Consider the following 15,973-nt stretch of genomic DNA (forward strand, 5'->3'; position numbering starts at 1 on the left):
GTCGTCGTATGGTCGAACTCGTGTCCGTGGCCGCGGTCGCGGACAACGGCGTCATCGGCGACGACGGCGAACTCCCGTGGCCCTCGATCCCCGAGGACAAGCGGCAGTACCGAGACCGGATCGCGAACGACCCGGTGATCCTCGGCCGCCGGACGTTCGAGTCGATGCTGGACGACCTCCCCGGCTCGGCACAGATCGTCCTCTCGCGGAGCGTCGACTCGGTCGAGGCCGACACCGCCCGCGTCGCCGCCGACGTGGACGAGGCGGTCGGGATCGCCGACTCCCTCGAGGCCGACACCGCCTACGTGATCGGCGGCGGCGGGATCTACGAGCTGTTTCAGCCGCACGTCGACCGGATGGCGCTCAGTCGGGTCCACGGCGAGTACGAGGGCGACACCACCTACCCGGAGTGGAACGAGGCAGACTGGGAGCTGGTCGAGTCGACCGAGTTCGACCGCTTCACGCTGGAGGAGTGGGTCCGGGCCGACGGCGGGTGACGCGCCTCGTACATCGGACAGTGACGCGGGACCACCGGTTCGACAGTTCACCGGAACGGTCGATAACCGCCCCCTCAGATCCTCTGTAGACTGTTCTGGCGCGCGCGCTGACGACTGTTTTTGCCCCCGTGTGTGAACGTGGCCACGCGACCGTCCCGAAGAGGACGAACGTACGTTTGCTTTTCACACGGGATCTTCGAGAAAGAACGTCCTTTAGGAGACAATATCGGTCGTAACATTGCCTGTTCGTCCGCAATATCGCTGTATAATTGGACGTTCAGTCGTGGAAATAGTTAACAGCGCGACCTCCGACTCGCCATCCGAAGATGGGTTTCACAACGAAACCGAGGGAATTAATGAACGATAGTGGAGTATCGGACGCGTCGGCGAAGCGTTCGATCGTCGCGGGGGCGGTCGCATGTCGCTGATCCGGATGACGAAGTACCGGACGCTGTTGCTGGCGACGATCGGGTTCAACTTCTCGTTCCTGATCTGGTTCTCGTTCGCGCCGTTCACGGGACCGATGGCCGAGGAGTTCGGGCTCTCGCTGGCGGAGATCGGGATCCTCGCCAGCGCGGCCATCTGGCTGGCGCCGTTCGGTCGCATCCTGACTGGATGGCTCTCCGACAAGTTCGGCGCGCCGGCGGTGTTCGCCATCGTGCTCGGCTACGTCGGCGTCTTCTCGATGGCGTCGGCGTTCGCGGAGTCGTACACGGTGTTCTTCGTCGAGCGGCTCATCGTCGCGACGGCGGGGATCACGTTCGTGATCGGGATCCAGCACGTCTCCGAGTGGTTCGAGGAGGAGGAGCTGGGGACCGCCGAGGGCATCTACGCGGGCGTGGGCAACGCCGGGGCCGCGGGCGGGGCGTTGATCCTCCCGCGGGTGTTCACGACCGACTGGAGCGGCCCCCTGTTCTCGACGAACTGGCGGGCGGCGTTCTTCTACACCGGCGTCGTCTCGATCCTGCTGGCGGTCGCCTACTACGCCCTCGGCGAGGCCGCCAAAAGCGAGGAGAAGCGCGCGGCCACCGCGGAGGGCGCCAGCTTCCGCGGGTGGCTGTTCACCGCGACCCGGTACGGGACCGTCGTGCTCGCGCTGGCGTACGTGATGACGTTCGGCCTCGAACTGTCGATGAACGGCTGGCTGGCCACCTACTACCGGGAGGGGTTCAACACTCAGAACCTCACGCTCGCGGCGACGTTCGCGGCGACGTTCTCGATCGCCGCCGGCCTGCTCCGCCCGATCGGCGGCTACGTCAGCGACCGGCTGGCGCGCGCGGAGCGCGACATCCTGCCGGTGTTCGCCGGGCGCTACCGTGAGCAGTGGACGTTCCTCACGCTGTGTTTCGTCGTCGTGACGATGTTCGGGATGACGCTCGCGGGCCTGTCGGGCGAGGTGCTGCTCGCGGTCGGCGCCGGCTTCCTCGTCGGCATGGGCTGTGCGTTCGCCGAGGGCGCGATCTTCGCGCAGGTGCCGGCGATGTTCCCGAACAGCTCCGGCGCCGTCGCGGGCGTCGTCGGCGGGGTCGGCACCGTCGGCGGCATCGTCTACCCGCTGGTGTACGCCGCGCCGTTCCTGGCGAACCTCCACGTCGGCTACGCCATCGTCGGCGCGTCGATGATCCCCATCGTCGCGATCGCGGGATGGGTGTTCCGCCCCCACGTCGCCGAGCGGGCGAACGACGACGGCTGGGTCGTCTCGACCGACCCCGCGGCGGCGCCTCCGACCTCGGACGACTGATCCTGCCGGCCCTCCGTGGCCGGTTTCGAGTGACCGGCCGGGATCAGCGACGGCGTTCGGCGGAAACCGATAGGTGGCTCGGGCCCCTGGGCACGTCCGTGCTCGCGCAAGCTGCCGCTTCGATCTCGGTACCGCTGCTGTTCCTCGTCGGCATCGTCGCCGGCGTCGTGGCGACGCTCGCGATGGATCGCGTGATGGACCGGGTCGACGAGGGCTGGACGCCGCCGCACGTCGCCAGCGGCGTCCTCACCGACACCCACCCCGACCAGTCGCCCGAACGGCTCGCGTCGGTCGTCCACTACGTCGCCGGGACGCTCTCCGGGGCGCTGTTCGTCTGGCTCCTGCTCGCGGCCGGGAGCGTCGTCGGCCCCGGAGCGCTCGCGGCGGTCCTCGCGGGGGTCGTCATGTACCCGCTGATGATCGGCTTCTTCGCGCTCGTCGTGTTGCCGCGCTCGACCGGGCTCCCCCGTCAGCGACTCGGTCGGATCCGCCGCGCGTGGGCGATCGAGGCCGCCGTCTACCTGCTCGTGCTCGTCCCTCTCGTCGGGATCGCCGCCGTCGTCCTGTAGGCCCGAACCGTTTTCACCGTCACCCCCGTCTCGCCGGCGTGTTCCGACGCATCCGCGAGACGGCCCCCGCCGGGCTCGTCCCGCTCGCGTGGGGGTTCACGATCGCCGCGCACCTCGGACTCGTCGCCGACCGGCCGGTGCTGATCGCGCATCTCGTGATGGACGTCCTGCTCGTCGCGTTCGTCGGCCTCTCGTGGTCCGACATGGCCGCGGGCGTCCTCCGGGCGTGGCGGCTCGTGATCCTCGTCGGGATCCCTGTCACGCTCGCGGGCACCGTCGGCCTCCTCGTCGCCGGTGACCCCGCGTCGGCGCCGCTGATCGCGACCTCTGTCGTCGGCTGGACGCTGCTCCCCGTCCCCGCGCTGTGGTACACGGGACGGGAATCCCGAGGAACCGCGCGGGCGGTGAACTACGCGGCCGCGGCGCTCTCGCTCGCGGGCGCCGTCCTCTACGTCGGGGCGCTCGCCGTCGGCACCGCCCCGGAGGCCGGGGTCCGGATCGCCGGCCTCGCGCTCGTCGGCGTCGGCCAGACGGTGGGCATCGTCGACGCGGCGGTGCGGTACTGAGCCGGGTCCGGGACGGTCGCCTCCTCACCCGTCGCCTCGGCTCCCCTTACCGACCCTCCCACTCCGGCTCGCGCTCCTCGAGGAACGCGTCGATCCCCTCGTCCTTGTCCGCGGTCGCGAACAGCCCGACGAACAGCTCCGACTCGTAGTCGAGCCCCTCGTCGAGCCCCATCCGGGAGGCGGCTCGGACCGCCCTCTTCGCGTGTTCCAGCGCGACGGGGCTCTTGTCGGCCATCGACGCCGCCAGATCGTACACGCGGTCGTCGAAGTCGTCGTCGCCGTGGACCTCGTCGACGAGTCCGATGTCCGCGGCCTCCTCGGCGTCGATCAGCTCCCCCGAGCAGATCAGCTTCATCGCCTGCCCCTCGCCGACGAGCCTGACGAGCCGCTGGGTACCGCCGCCGCCGGGGATGAGCCCCAGATTGATCTCCGGCTGCCCGAGCTTCGCTCGCTCGTGGGCGATACGCACGTCGCACGCCTGCGCGAGTTCACAGCCCCCGCCGAGCGCGTGGCCGTTGATCCGGGCGATCACCGGTTGCCGAAGGTCCGCGACGCGCTCGTACACCCGCGGGCGCTCGCTCGCACGTCGCTGTTCGAGCATGTCGCGCTCGCGCAACTCGGTCACGTCCGCGCCGGCGACGAACGCCCTCGCCTCGTCGGCGCCGGTGAGCACGACGACCCGGACGCCGCTTCCCTCGCGCTCCGTGGCGTCGAGGACGCGTTTCAGCTCCTCGCGGAGCGGCGCGTTCAGCGCGTTCCGCGCGTCCGGCCGCGAGAGCGTGACCGTGGCGACACCGTCGACGCGGTCGCCGACCGCGCAGTCGACGAACTCGCAGTCGTCTGCGACGGCCGCCGGATCGGTATCCGGGTCGCCGGCGTCGGCCCCCTCCTCGGGGTCGCTCATCGCGGTCCCTCCGCCCCGTCGCCGGCGGACGCCGCGTCGCCGCCGCCCGTCCCGTCCGCGGGCCGAACCGCCTCGCCGTCCTCCCACACGTAGAACCCCTCGCCGGTCTTCTTCCCCAGCTTCCCGGCGCGGACCTTCCGCTTGAGCGCCTGCGGCGGGCGGAATCGCTCGCCCAACTCCTCGCGCAGATGCTCCAGCACGTCCAGGCGGACGTCCAGTCCGATCACGTCCGTCAGCTTCAGCGGGCCCATCGGGTGGTTGTACCCCAACTCCATCGCGGCGTCGATGTCGGCGACGCCGGCGACGCCGGACTCGTACATCCGGATCGCCTCGGCGCCGAGCGCGACCCCGAGCCGCGAGGAGGCGAACCCCGGGGAGTCGCGGACCTCGACGGCGGTCTTGCCGAGCGACTCGACGAACCCACGGGCCGTCTCCAGCGTCGTCTCGTCGGTCCGCTCGGCGACGACGACCTCGACCAGCCCCATCAGGTGAACCGGGTTGAAGAAGTGGAGCCCCAGCAGGCGCTCGGGGCGGTCGAGCGCGCTCGCCAGCTCCGTCACCGACAGCGCGGACGTGTTCGACGCCAGCACCGCGTCGGCGTGGACGTGTCCCTCGACATCGCCGAGCACCTCCCGTTTGAGGTCCATGTCCTCCGGCACCGCCTCGATCACGAGGTCGGCGCCGTCGGCCGCCGCCGCGAGGTCGGTCACCCCCGTGATCCGGTCGAGCGCGGCGTCACGCGCCTCCGGGTCTACCTTCCCGCGCTCGACGCCCTCAGAGAGGGTGTCGTCGATGCGGTCGAGGCCCTCCTCGACGTACGACTCCTCCACGTCCCGCAGCGCGACGTCGTGTCCGGCGGTCGCGGCCGCCTGCGCGATGCCGGCGCCCATCGTCCCCGCGCCCAGTACCGTGACTCGCATAGCGGGGAGGCGCCGCGGGCGGGCATAAGGGTGGGTGGTGCGGCGGGCGGCCGTCCGCACGACCGGGAACTCGACGGCGGTCGAGCCCGCTCAGTCGCCCGCGCTCGGTCGATACTCGCGGCTAACCGCCTTCCAGCGGTTCGAGCGGAAACGCCTGGCGTTCACGACGAGCGGGACCGCCGTCTCCGCCAGCAGCGACAGGATCAGGCCGGCGATCCCGAGCGCGGGGATCACGGTCCCGGCCCACGCCAGCGGCAGCGCCGCGAGGTACGCGCCCGCGAGCGTCGCGACGAAGGGGACGCGGGTGTCGCCGGCGCCGCGCAGCGTGCCCGTGATCGACCCGTCGACGCCGAGTGCGACCACCGAGATCGCCGCGACGCGGACGAAGTCTGCCGACAGCGACAGGTTCGCGGGATCGTCGACGAACACGGCGGCGATCGGCTCCGCGAGCGCGACGACGACCGCGGCGGCGACGAGGTACACGAGCAGCGACAGCCGAGTGATCTCGCGCCCGTACGCCTCGGCCTCGCTCTCGTCGCCGCGGCCGAGCTCCTGCCCGACGAGCGTCGACGCCGCGATCGAGAAGCCCCACGAGAAGCTCCCGACGAGCGCACGGACCTGTCGGCCGACGCCGACGGCGGCGACGGCGACCGGGCCGAACGTCGCCGCGATCGCGAGCAGCGGGAACACGACGAGCCCCTGAGCGGCGCGGCGGGCGACCAGCGGCGCGGACACGCTGGCGATCTGCCCCAGCAGCTCGCGGTCGTGGGGGGACCCGCGGACGCGCAGCGGAACCGGGCTGGCGCCGCGGCCCCGGACGTAGTTCCGGCCGGTCATCCCCCACACGAACACGACCGTCACGAGTGCCGTCGCCAGCGCGGTTCCCAGCGCCGCGCCGGCGACGCCCATGTCGAGCCCGACGACGAACGTGGCCGACAGCGCGATGTTGGCGACGGCGCCGCCCGCGCGGACGACCATCGGCGTGACGGTGTCGCTGACGCCCGCGTACGTCCGGCTGGCGATCAGGTTCAGGAACTCGAACAGGAGGCCCGGCGCGACCACCGCGAGGTACGTCGCACCGTAGCCGATCGCCGTCCGATCGCCGCCGAGCAGGCCGACGAGCGGCTCGGCCGCGAGACCGAAGGTCGCGACGGCGATGACCCCGAGCACGAGCGCGATGACGACGCTGAGGCGAACGACCGCCGCCGCACGCTCGTCGTCGCCGCCGCCGTAGTTCTGCGAGACGAGCGAGACCGTCCCGCCCGCGAGGCCGATCGCGACGAACTTCGCGGCCATCCAGAACGCGTTCGCGAGCGTCAGCCCGGCGACCGCGGTCGGGCCGACGACGAGGCCGACCAGCGCGAGGTCGACGGTCCGCTTCGACATGATGGCGAAGCCGGTGACGATGCGCGGCCACGCCAGGTCCGTCGTCGCGCGCAGGCGCGACTCGTCGATGACGCCCGCGCCGGCCAGCGCCGCGGCGAGGGCCGCCCCGACGCGACGAAGCGGTGACACGTCCGTGGCGACGGGTGCCCGCGGCTAATCGGTTCCGTTCGGGGACGTGGATCGCCGGAACGTCAGATCGGGTCACGCGAGCAGGAGTCCGGCCACCGCGCCCGTCGTGAGCACGGTCAGCGCGTCCGCGGTCGGACCGCTCCACCCCTCGTCGGCCACGAGGAAGCGTCCGCGGTCGCGGACCGTCTCCGGGTCGGCCGCGACCGCGAGGTCGCCGTTCGACAGCGCCGCCCAGTACGCCAGCGGCGCGATCGCGAGGTAGCGAAGCCCGGATCCGCCGGGGAGGAGGGCGTCGAGCGCCGCGGCGACGCCGACGTACGCGAGCGGGGCCAACGCGATGGCCCGGACGACCGCGGAGGAGGTCTCCCGGGGGACGGTCGCGTCGAACCGCCCGAGCGGGCGACCGGCTCCCCCCCACGCCGGCAACACCTCGACCTCGGCGTCGAGGCCGAACAGTCGGGCGACGGCGGCGTGGGCCGCCTCGTGCGGGAGCACCGCGAGGCCGACGAGGGTACGAACGGTCCGGGACACGGGGGAGATTGGCGCCCGACGCCGATAGGCGTTGCCCGGGCGGCCAGTCGGAAGCGTTCTCCGTGGTCGCCCCCAGTCGATCGTATGAACGCGAACGACCTCCGCGACGCCTGGGCGGACCGCACCGGGGAGTTCTCCCCGCGGTACTACGCGCACTACGGCCCCAACGAGGTGAGCGAGGTCGTCGCCGACGCCCTCTCGGGCGCCGTCGGCCGCGACGCGCGCGTGCTCGAACTCGGCTGTGGCTCCGGCCGACACCTCGCACACCTCCACGGGGAGGGCTTCGCCGACCTCTCGGGGGTTGACATCAACCCCGACTCCTTCGACGTGCTCCGCGAGGAGTACCCGGACCTCGCGGACGCCGGGTCGTTCCACGCCGGCGCCATCGCCGACGTGCTCCCGGCGTTCGAGGACGGGACGTTCGACGCCGTGTACTCGGTCGAGACGCTCCAACACGTCCACCCTGAGGAGATGTCCGCGACCTTCGACGAGGTCGCGCGCGTCGCCGGCGACGTCCTCGTGACCGTCGAGTTGGAGGGCGATGGCGGCGGCGGTATCGTGGAGGTCGACGACGGCCTCCCGCTGTACCGCCACGACTGGGGCGTGGTGTTCGAGTCGCGCGGCTTCACGCAGACGACCGTCGAGGCGCTCGGGGACGACACCGTGCGAGTGTTCGAGCGCGCCGACTGACCACGAGCCGGGCGTCGACCGCCCACGAGCCGGCGCACCGCCCTCTCTTCCGTGCGGTCGTCGGTGTCCTCGGTTCCTCGACTACTTCCCTGACGGGTACTCCTCCGGATACGGCTCCTCGGCCATCGGGTTCTCGCGGTCGCTCGGCGGCCCCTGAACCGCCACGTATGGCTTCTCGTTCAGGTACTCGACCAGCGAGGTCGTGCCGACGAAGCCGCACGGCGACTTCCGGAGGTGGACGTACTGGAGCCCGCTGTCGGAGAGCCACGTCTCGATCACCTGCTCGGCGGTGTTCTCGAAGAACGCCGACACCTCGTCGGCCGCGATACCCGGGTTGTGGACGTGCACGAGCGTGTCGCTCGGACGAACCAAGTGTGACTCCTCGTAGTAGCGCAGTGCGCGGGCCTCCGCGGGCGAGAGCGCGTTCACGTACGCGTCCGCGTTCACGATCGACGTGAGCGCCGCCTCGTCGTCGCTCGGGCGGATCGAATCGAAGGCCTCGCGGACGCCGTCGGCCGTGTCGGGTGCGTGGACGCCGTCCCGGTCGGCGTCCCACGTGCCGATCAGGTCGACGACGTGGAGTCGGCCGGCGGCGAACAGGTCGTCGGCGTCGTGGCCGAACCCCGAGAGGATCGTCTCCAGCCCGTGCGGGCGGAGGTGGATGGTCGGGACGACCGCGAGCCGGTCGCCGCGAGCGAGCGCCGCGTCGAGGAACGATCCGAGGAACGTCGAGACGTTCGCCGTCCCGTCGTGTTCGAAGAGGACGCCCGCGCCGGCGACGACCCCGCCGCCGACGAGGTCGTCGAACCCGTCGACCCCGACCGGTCGGTGCCCGTGGGTCTTCACCGCCGGCGGCTGGCTCCGCCGGCCGGGCACCGCGCGGGCGCCGCGTTCGTCGTCGATGTGGAGCTCGAGCTTCCGGGTGTCGTGGTCGACGCCGCGGAGCTTGGTGATCTCGATGAAGCGGTGGCCGTCGTCCCGGATGCGCTCGCGCGACAGCGAGAGGACGCCGTGAACGGCGTACTGGAGCAGGTCGCCGACGGACTCGCCGCCGTCACCACCCCGTTCGGCCGTGAACAACACCGTTGCGTCGCCCTCGTCGGTGAGGGTCGCGATCACGTCGAGGAGGATCCGTCGGTACGTGCGGCTGTCGGTGAACCCCGCGAGGCCGTTGGCGGAGTCGAGGACCACCCGGTCGTAGTCGGCGTACCGGCGGAACTCCTCGCGCAACGTCGCCGCCGTCAACTCCCGCGTGTACTCCCCGAACGAGAAGTCGCCGCCGATGGCCGCGTCGTCGTCGAGCCGCTGGAGGGTCATCCCGTCGTCAGCCCCCTCGGGGTGTTCGAGGGTCGTCCCCGGTGTCGCGTGCAATGAGAGCACGTCGAGGCGGTCGTCGTCGAGTGCGAACGGGAACGCCGAAAAGGAGTCGGCCACGTCGTCGAGCGTCTGCTCGGTCGTCACGTACAGACACTCCTCACCGGCCCGGACGCCGGCGTCGAGGAACTGCATGCTCAGCGTCGACTTCCCCGTCCCCGGGCCGCCGCGGACCAGCGTCGCCTGGCCACGCGGGAGCCCGCCACGGAGCATCCGATCGAGCACGTCGTCGCCGACGCTCGCGGCAGTCTCATCGCTCATGTGACGAACAACTCCCTCGGATAGACTTAACCGTACCTCCGCCGGCCGGTTCCGCCGACGCGGACTGGTTCGGCTCGAATCGCCTCGACCGGACCGGCCCCGGCGCAGATCACCTCAACTCGGACTGCCCCGCGCAGATCACCCCGAATCGGACCACCCTCGCGACGAGCCGCCCGTCGTGGCGGATCACAGGCGCGCCGCGCGGGGTTGAAGTACGACGCCGGCGTCCGGTCGGACATGCAGATCGGGTCGCGCCGCTGTCTCGTCAACCCGCACAGCGGCACCGGCGACCACGCCGACCACGTTCGTCAGGCGATGGAGGCGCGCGGCTTCGCAGTCACCGAGACCGAGGACGCCGACCACACGATCGAGTTGGCCCGGGAGGCCGGCGAGGTCGGCGTCTCGACGCTCGCCGTCTGCGGCGGCGACGGGACGATCAACGACGCGCTCCGGGGACTGTACCGCGCGGACGCCCTCGGCGACGTGACGCTCGCGGTGCTCCCGGCGGGCACGGCGAACCTCCTCGCCGGCAGGCTCGGCATCGACTCGCTGGACCACGGGATCGAGCTGTCGGACACCGGCGAGGCACGCGCGCTCGACGTGGGCGTTACCGAGGGCGACGACGGCGCCACGGAGCGTGAGGACCACGTCGGCGGGGACGAGGACGGGGACGATGGCGAGGCCGCCGAGCCGTTCCTGGTCTCGTGTATCGCCGGGCTTCCGGCCGACGCGAGCACGGCGACCTCCGACGAGTTGAAGGAGCGGTTCGGAACCCTCGCGTTCCTCCTCGCGGGGGCCCGCGAGACGATGGCGTTCGACGGGCTCGACGTCCGCGTCGAGTCGCCGACGCGGTCGTGGGCGGGAGAGGCCACCTGCGTGCTCGTCGGCAACGCCCGGAAGTTCGTCGAGGAGGGCGGGCAGGCCGACATGGAGGACGGCCGCTTCGACGTAGCCGTCGTCGAGCGAATGCCCGCGCCGGGACTGGCGGTCGAGGCGGCGATCCACCGCCTGCTCGGCGAGGGAACCGACGGCGTCACCCAGTTCCGCGCGAGCGAGTTGCACGTCGAGAGCGACGACGAGCCGATCACGTTCAGCCGCGACGGCGAGGTCGCGACCCACCGACGGCTCGACCTCCGCGTGCTCCCCGCCGCGCTCGACGTGCGCGTCGGCGACGCGTACGAGCCGGAGCCGGAGTACGGTCCCGACTCGGAGTAACCGGCCCACTTCGTCGGGCTTTTCTCCGGCTCTCCGCTCCGGCGAGTCGATGGGATCGGCAGGGGGGCCACGAGATCGACCGAGTGACGGCGGAGAGGTCGGTACCGGCGGCGACAGCGGTAGTGGCGCCGTGAGCAACGATGGGAACGAAGGTACCGTCGGCGGCGTCGGCGACGGCGCCGAACTCGATCCGACGGAGGCACGTCTCGCGGACGCGCTCGAACGGGTGGCCCACGGCGCGGTCGTCTCCACGCCGAGCATCCTCGCCCAGCGCGGACTGACGCTGGCGTTCACCGCGCTGTTGACGAACACGTTCGCCGCCGGCCCGTACGGCCTCTTCGCGCTCGCTCGTCGGCTCTCGCGGTTCCTCCGACGGCTCGCGATGGGGTTCGGGAGCGGCCTCAGTCGCTTCCTGCCGACCGTCGAGGACCCGGCCGAGCGCGACGCGCTCGCGACGTTCGCGGCGGCGCTGGTGGTCGGCGTCTCGGCGCTGTTCGGCGCGGGACTGTTCCTCGGCGCGCCGGCCGTCGCCGCGTTCACCGGGAAGGGGCCGCCGTTCCCGCTGTACCTCCGCGCGTTCGGCGTGGGGTTGCCGCTGACGGTGTCGCTGTTCCTGATCGCGCGGGTGCTGCGCGCCACCGAGGAGGTGACCGCGCTGAACGTGTTCCAGCGCGTCGCGTTCCCGCTCGTCCAGTTGGCCGTCGGTGTCGCCGGCGCGGTGATCGTGAGCGACCTCGCCGGCGTCGCCGTGGGCCTGCCCGTGGCGATGGGCGCGCTCGCGCTCGTCGGGGCGGGATGGCTTGCGCGCTCGCGGGGGTTCCGGCCGCGGGTCCGCGTGCCCGACGCCGCGGCGATCCGGAGCCGGTACGTCGGGTACACCACGCCGCTGTTCCTCAGCGGCTTCGCGACGACGACCCAGCGCCTCGGCTTCTACCCGCTGATCGCCGTGTTCCTGTCCGGCACCGCGGGGGGCGTGTTCGCCGTCGGCGTCCTCGTCGGGAGCCTCGTTCGGCTCCCGCTGATGGCGATCAACCAGTTCATCCCGCCGGTCGCGGCCGCGCTCAACGACGACGACCACTCCGACGCCCTGTCGCGGCTGTATCACGTCACCAGCCGACTCGTGCTCGTCGGCGTGGTCGGGCTGTCGGTGCCGACGATCGTCCACCGCGAGGCGGTGATGGCGCTGTTCGGCCCGACGTTCGTGCGGTACGCGCCGCTGCTCCCGGGGTTCGTGCTCGCGCAGGTGCTCGCGTGTGCGGCCGGCAGCGTCGGCATCCTCCTGCGGATGACCGACCACCAGCGCGCGCTGCTGGTCGTCAACACCGCGATCACGCTGTTCCTCGCCGTCACGGCGATCCCGCTCACCATCGAGCTCGGGCTCGCCGGCCTGGTCGCCAGCTACCTGCTGATGCTCGGCGTCAACAACGGGCTGGAGGTGGCGGTACTGTACCGCGTGGAGGGGCTCCAGCCGTTCACCCGCGCCCACGCCAAGCCGCTGCTCTCGGCGGTTCCGTTCGCGGCCGTCGCGCTGGCGGCGAGGGGACTGCTTCCGCGCGGTCCCGCGGCGGTCGTCGGCACGCTCCTCGGGCTCGCGGCGTACGCCGCGGTGTTGCGTGTCCTCGGGTTCTCGCCGGTCGAGCGACGCCTGCTGGCGACGCTCGTCGAGCGCTACCGGCTGGGGCTGTCCCGGCTCCGCGACCGCGCTGTCGGCGGTCTCGACCCGTGATCGGCAACACGGACACCGCTAAGTACGGGGGCGTGTCACTCTCACACATGGGCGATCCACCGCCCGGGTCGAGGGACCCCCGGGAGGAGTCGTGGGCGGGCTCGTCGGGCCCGGAGCGCCGCGGCGACGAGGTGCGCTCGGTCCGCGAGCGGGCGGTCGCGACGGCGGCCCCCTACCGCAGGCGCGGGACGGAGTGGTCATCGGGCGCGTCGCTGGCCGAGCAGTTCCGGAGCCGCGAGTACCGACACGCCTCCCTCGAGTACGACGCCACGCTGCTGTCCGACGGGTCCGTGAAGGTCCTTCTGAAGGGGGTGCTGTGGGGCAGCGACGACCGCGACCAGCGCTATCGCGTGCAACACCGGCGCGAGCCGGAGCCGACGGCGTCGATCCCGTTCGACGAGTACGAGACGTGGGTCCGATACCAGTACGGGAGCGTGCCCGACGACACCGCCCCCGGCGACGGCCTCCCGTCGTTCGCTCCGGAGACGGAGCCGAGCGACGACACCATGACGCTGCCCTGGTCGGAACTGTTCCCGCTACACCGTCGGCTGATCGTCGAACTGGAACTGGCCCGTAACCCCGCGTTCGCCGAGTACCGGCTTCGCGAACTGGGCGAGTGGGCGGACGCCCGGGACGATCTGAAGTGGGACCGGGACGCGTTCACCCAGGGGCCCTGAGTCGGAGGACGGTCACTCTCCCCCTCGTCCCTCCGGTACTTACACGGCGCCCCCCGCCGAGGCGACGGTATGGCCGACGTCTCTCCCGACGCCGAGGACGCGATGCCCGCCGGACCAGCCCGCGCCGACCCGCCGTTCGACGCCCCCGACCTCTCGAGCTCGACGGCGTTCGTCACCGGGACGACCCGGGGCATCGGCAAGCGGATCGCGCTCACGCTCGCCGAACACGGCTGCAACGTCGTCTCGACGGGCAAGACCGCCGAACCCGGCGGCGACCTCCCCGGCACGATCCACAAGACGGCCGAGCAGTGCGAGGAGCGAGGCGTCGACGCCCACGCGATCCAACTGGACGTGCGCGACGAGGAGGCCGTCGAGGCGGCCGTCGAGGAGGCGATCGACGAGTTCGGCACGGTCGACATCGTGATCAACAACGCCAGCGCGATCCAGCTCGCGAACGTCGCCGACCTCCCGGCGAACCGGTTCGACCTCATGACGGACGTGAACGTCCGCGGGACGTACCTCGTGTCGCGGGCGTTCCTCCCGCACCTCCGCGAGCAGGAGGGCGGGTGGATCCTCACGAACGCGCCGCCGGTGACGATGGACCGCGCACCGGGGAAGGCCGCCTACGCGTGGTCGAAGCTCGGAATGTCGTTCGTCACCCTCTCGCTGGCGGAGGAGCTGGCGGGCGACGACATCGGCTGCAACACCTTCTGGCCGGTGACCGCCGTCGACACCCGCGCGACGCGCTACTTCGGCCTCGGCACTGAGGACGACTGGCGGACCCCGCACGTGCTCGCGGACGCCGTGCTTTCGATCCTCGCGCGCGACCCGAGCGAGTACACCGGTCACTCGGCGTACGACGAGGACCTCCTGCGCGCCGCCGGCGCGAACGACGCCGACCTCTCGGCGTACAACCTCACGGAGGGCGACCCGGGGCCCACGTCGGCGCGGATGTTCGACGCCGAGTACACACGCGAGTGAGAGGGTCGCCGGCGACCGTCTCCGGCCCGATCAGGTGACGCCGCCGCCGCGGGGGTCGTACTCCAGATGTACGTCGGACTCGACGATCTCCTCGATCGTCTCGATCACGCGCCACACGTCCTCGTAGCGGGTGTACAGCGGCGCCGGGCAGACGCGGACGACGTTCGGCGGCCGGAAGTCGACGACCACGCCGCGGTCGCGCAGCGCCTCGCTCACGCGGTACCCCTCGGGGTGTTCGATCGCGACGTGGCCGCCGCGGCGGGCGTGTTCGCGGGGCGTCCCGACCGAGAAGTCGTCGCCGAGGCGGTCGTCGACCAAGTTGATCAGGTAGTCCGTGAGCGCCAGCGACTTCTCGCGGACCCGCTCGATCCCGGCCTCCCGGACCAGCTCCGCGGCGCCCTCGATCGGCGCCGACGACAGCATCGGGACGGTGCCGATCTGCCACGCGCCGGCGGTGTCGGCCCCCTCGTAGGTGTGGCGCATCTCGAACTGGGTCGACTTGTCGTTGCCCCACCAGCCCGCGAGGGCGGGCGTCGTGCCGTGGTGGCGCTCGTGGACGTACAGCCCCGCCGTCGCGCCGGGTCCGGCGTTGAGGTACTTGTACGAGCACCACACCGCGAAGTCGGCGCCCTCGTCGTCGGCGCCGGCGTCCCCGAGCGCGTGGTCGACCGCGCCGACGGAGTGGGCGCAGTCGAACCCCGCGAGCGCGCCGTGTTCGTGGGCCGCCGCGGTGATCCGGTCGATATCGAGCAGTTGGCCAGAGCGGTAGAGGACGGAGGGCATGAACACGATCCCGACGTCGTCGCGCTCGCGCAGCGCCGCCTCGATGTCGGCCTCCTCGATGGTCCGCCCGTCGCGCGACTCGACGGCCACGAGCGCCTCGTCCGGATCGATCCCCCGCTGGCGGAACTGCGCGCGGATCGCGTAGTGGTCCGTGGGGAAGTCGAGGTCGTTCACCAACACCGCCGGCGGGTCGGCCGACGGGTCGGGGCCGGCGGGCGTGCCGGGGAGCGTGTCGAGGAACGTCCCGATCAGGGTGTGGATGTTGACCGTCGTGGAGTTGGCGACGACGACCTCGGACTCGCGAGCGCCGACCAGCGGCGCGAGCAGGTCGCCGAGGTGCTCGCCGTAGTGGAACCAGTCGGGGTCGGCCGCCTCCCACCCGCGGATCGCGAGCTCGCGCCACTCGTCGACGACGCGCTCCAGCGTCGCGAGGGCGGTGTCGGAGGCGAGGCCGAGCGAGTTCCCGTCCATGTAGCGCTCCCCGTCGGGCACCGAGAAGTGCTCGCGGTACTCGCCGAGAGGGTCGGCGGCGTCGCGCTCGCGAGCGTCGGCGAGCGCGTGCCCGGTCCCGGCGTTCGTGTCGCTCATGGGTCGGCGTTCGACGGGAGAGAGTTAGGCGTTGGCGTCGCGGCTCGCGGCCGCGAGCTCAATCGTCTGCGGCGGCCGGTGACCCGGCGCCGGTATCGGCACCCATGTCGCCGAGGAGGAGCAGGACGCCGCCGCCGGCGACGACGGCGACGGCGACCGCGATCGAGACGGTCCTGACGGCGGCGGCGTACCCGACGGCGTCCGCGAGGAACCCGACCGCCGCGCCCATCGCGACCGGGGCGCCGGTCGAGCCCAGCCGACCGATCGACTCCCCGAGGCTGACGAGGCCGCCGCGGGTGCCATCGCCCGCGAGCCCCGTGATCGCCGAGCGGTACAGCGTCAGCGACACCGAGAAGCCCGCGCCGACCGGGACGCCGGCGGCGAGCGCGACCGGCACCGACGGCGCGAGCGCGAGCCCCGCGAGCCCGCCGGCGG

The 15,973-nt window shown here is 72.0% G+C and carries 15 protein-coding genes and 1 pseudogene; 9 read left to right on the forward strand and 7 right to left on the reverse strand.

Going from position 1 to position 15,973, the window contains the following annotated elements; translation table 11 throughout:
* Positions 1-8 precede the first annotated feature (8 nt).
* The 4 genes from GRX01_RS06705 (at position 9) to GRX01_RS06720 (ending at position 3,373) form a co-directional block, all read left to right on the forward strand.
* On the forward strand, positions 9-497 hold the full coding sequence (locus GRX01_RS06705) for a dihydrofolate reductase (protein WP_159664742.1): 489 nt from the start codon (positions 9-11) through the stop codon (positions 495-497).
* Positions 498-930: 433 nt separating this feature from the next.
* Positions 931-2,238 carry an MFS transporter gene (locus GRX01_RS06710; RefSeq protein ID WP_159664806.1) on the forward strand — a complete coding sequence of 436 codons (1,308 nt, stop codon included), beginning with the start codon at positions 931-933 and terminating at the stop codon, positions 2,236-2,238.
* A gap of 98 nt (positions 2,239-2,336) precedes the next feature.
* Positions 2,337-2,807: a hypothetical protein gene (locus tag GRX01_RS06715; RefSeq protein ID WP_321167937.1), complete on the forward strand. Its 471-nt coding sequence runs from the start codon at positions 2,337-2,339 to the stop codon at positions 2,805-2,807.
* A gap of 38 nt (positions 2,808-2,845) precedes the next feature.
* A complete protein-coding gene (locus tag GRX01_RS06720) occupies positions 2,846-3,373 on the forward strand; it encodes a hypothetical protein (RefSeq protein ID WP_201289529.1) in 528 nt (175 codons plus the stop codon).
* Between the two features lie 46 nt (positions 3,374-3,419).
* On the opposite strand, the gene GRX01_RS06725 is transcribed toward GRX01_RS06720, so the two are convergent.
* From GRX01_RS06725 to GRX01_RS06740, 4 genes are all read right to left on the reverse strand, one after another.
* Positions 3,420-4,277, reverse strand: a complete 858-nt coding sequence (locus tag GRX01_RS06725; RefSeq protein ID WP_159664744.1) for an enoyl-CoA hydratase/isomerase family protein — start codon at positions 4,275-4,277, stop codon at positions 3,420-3,422.
* Positions 4,274-5,197, reverse strand: a complete 924-nt coding sequence (locus tag GRX01_RS06730; protein ID WP_159664746.1) for a 3-hydroxyacyl-CoA dehydrogenase family protein — start codon at positions 5,195-5,197, stop codon at positions 4,274-4,276. The genes GRX01_RS06725 and GRX01_RS06730 overlap by 4 nt, the downstream gene beginning before the upstream one ends.
* A 90-nt stretch (positions 5,198-5,287) precedes the next feature.
* On the reverse strand, positions 5,288-6,712 hold the full coding sequence (locus tag GRX01_RS06735) for an MATE family efflux transporter (RefSeq protein WP_321167938.1): 1,425 nt from the start codon (positions 6,710-6,712) through the stop codon (positions 5,288-5,290).
* Positions 6,713-6,784: 72 nt separating this feature from the next.
* Complete coding sequence (locus GRX01_RS06740) at positions 6,785-7,243, reverse strand: hypothetical protein (protein ID WP_159664748.1); 459 nt, start codon at positions 7,241-7,243, stop codon at positions 6,785-6,787.
* Between the two features lie 84 nt (positions 7,244-7,327).
* Here GRX01_RS06740 and GRX01_RS06745 point away from each other — a divergent pair, with 84 nt between their 5' ends.
* Positions 7,328-7,933 (forward strand): class I SAM-dependent methyltransferase, encoded by a 606-nt coding sequence (locus GRX01_RS06745; protein ID WP_159664750.1) that lies wholly within the window; start codon positions 7,328-7,330, stop codon positions 7,931-7,933.
* 81 nt (positions 7,934-8,014) lie between these two features.
* Here GRX01_RS06745 and GRX01_RS06750 read toward each other — a convergent pair whose 3' ends face one another.
* Positions 8,015-9,568 carry an RAD55 family ATPase gene (locus GRX01_RS06750; protein WP_159664752.1) on the reverse strand — a complete coding sequence of 518 codons (1,554 nt, stop codon included), beginning with the start codon at positions 9,566-9,568 and terminating at the stop codon, positions 8,015-8,017.
* A 237-nt stretch (positions 9,569-9,805) separates the two neighbouring features.
* Here GRX01_RS06750 and GRX01_RS06755 point away from each other — a divergent pair, with 237 nt between their 5' ends.
* The 4 genes from GRX01_RS06755 (at position 9,806) to GRX01_RS06770 (ending at position 14,167) form a co-directional block, all read left to right on the forward strand.
* A complete protein-coding gene (locus GRX01_RS06755; RefSeq protein ID WP_159664754.1) occupies positions 9,806-10,783 on the forward strand; it encodes a diacylglycerol/lipid kinase family protein in 978 nt (325 codons plus the stop codon).
* Between the two features lie 130 nt (positions 10,784-10,913).
* A complete protein-coding gene (locus GRX01_RS06760; protein ID WP_159664756.1) occupies positions 10,914-12,509 on the forward strand; it encodes a lipopolysaccharide biosynthesis protein in 1,596 nt (531 codons plus the stop codon).
* Between the two features lie 47 nt (positions 12,510-12,556).
* Positions 12,557-13,186 carry a hypothetical protein gene (locus tag GRX01_RS06765; RefSeq protein WP_159664758.1) on the forward strand — a complete coding sequence of 210 codons (630 nt, stop codon included), beginning with the start codon at positions 12,557-12,559 and terminating at the stop codon, positions 13,184-13,186.
* A 102-nt stretch (positions 13,187-13,288) separates the two neighbouring features.
* Positions 13,289-14,167 carry an SDR family oxidoreductase gene (locus GRX01_RS06770; RefSeq protein ID WP_159664815.1) on the forward strand — a complete coding sequence of 293 codons (879 nt, stop codon included), beginning with the start codon at positions 13,289-13,291 and terminating at the stop codon, positions 14,165-14,167.
* 30 nt (positions 14,168-14,197) lie between these two features.
* On the opposite strand, the gene kynU is transcribed toward GRX01_RS06770, so the two are convergent.
* Together kynU and GRX01_RS06780 are read right to left on the reverse strand one after the other, a co-directional pair.
* A complete protein-coding gene (kynU, locus tag GRX01_RS06775; RefSeq protein ID WP_159664760.1) occupies positions 14,198-15,538 on the reverse strand; it encodes a kynureninase in 1,341 nt (446 codons plus the stop codon).
* A gap of 58 nt (positions 15,539-15,596) precedes the next feature.
* Positions 15,597-15,973: pseudogene (locus GRX01_RS06780) on the reverse strand (hypothetical protein); the annotation flags it as partial.

It is taken from the genome of Halobaculum saliterrae (assembly GCF_009831625.1).
Classification (GTDB): domain Archaea; phylum Halobacteriota; class Halobacteria; order Halobacteriales; family Haloferacaceae; genus Halobaculum; species Halobaculum saliterrae.

Coding starts and splice junctions, on each gene's coding strand:
- GRX01_RS06745 (WP_159664750.1), top strand. CDS start 7,328: ATGAACGCGAACGACCTCCGCGACGCCTGGGCGGACCGCACCGGGGAG.
- GRX01_RS06755 (WP_159664754.1), top strand. CDS start 9,806: ATGCAGATCGGGTCGCGCCGCTGTCTCGTCAACCCGCACAGCGGCACC.
- GRX01_RS06750 (WP_159664752.1), bottom strand. CDS start 9,568: ATGAGCGATGAGACTGCCGCGAGCGTCGGCGACGACGTGCTCGATCGG.
- GRX01_RS06710 (WP_159664806.1), top strand. CDS start 931: ATGACGAAGTACCGGACGCTGTTGCTGGCGACGATCGGGTTCAACTTC.
- GRX01_RS06725 (WP_159664744.1), bottom strand. CDS start 4,277: ATGAGCGACCCCGAGGAGGGGGCCGACGCCGGCGACCCGGATACCGAT.
- GRX01_RS06770 (WP_159664815.1), top strand. CDS start 13,289: ATGCCCGCCGGACCAGCCCGCGCCGACCCGCCGTTCGACGCCCCCGAC.
- GRX01_RS06730 (WP_159664746.1), bottom strand. CDS start 5,197: ATGCGAGTCACGGTACTGGGCGCGGGGACGATGGGCGCCGGCATCGCG.
- GRX01_RS06765 (WP_159664758.1), top strand. CDS start 12,557: ATGGGCGATCCACCGCCCGGGTCGAGGGACCCCCGGGAGGAGTCGTGG.
- GRX01_RS06705 (WP_159664742.1), top strand. CDS start 9: ATGGTCGAACTCGTGTCCGTGGCCGCGGTCGCGGACAACGGCGTCATC.
- kynU (WP_159664760.1), bottom strand. CDS start 15,538: ATGAGCGACACGAACGCCGGGACCGGGCACGCGCTCGCCGACGCTCGC.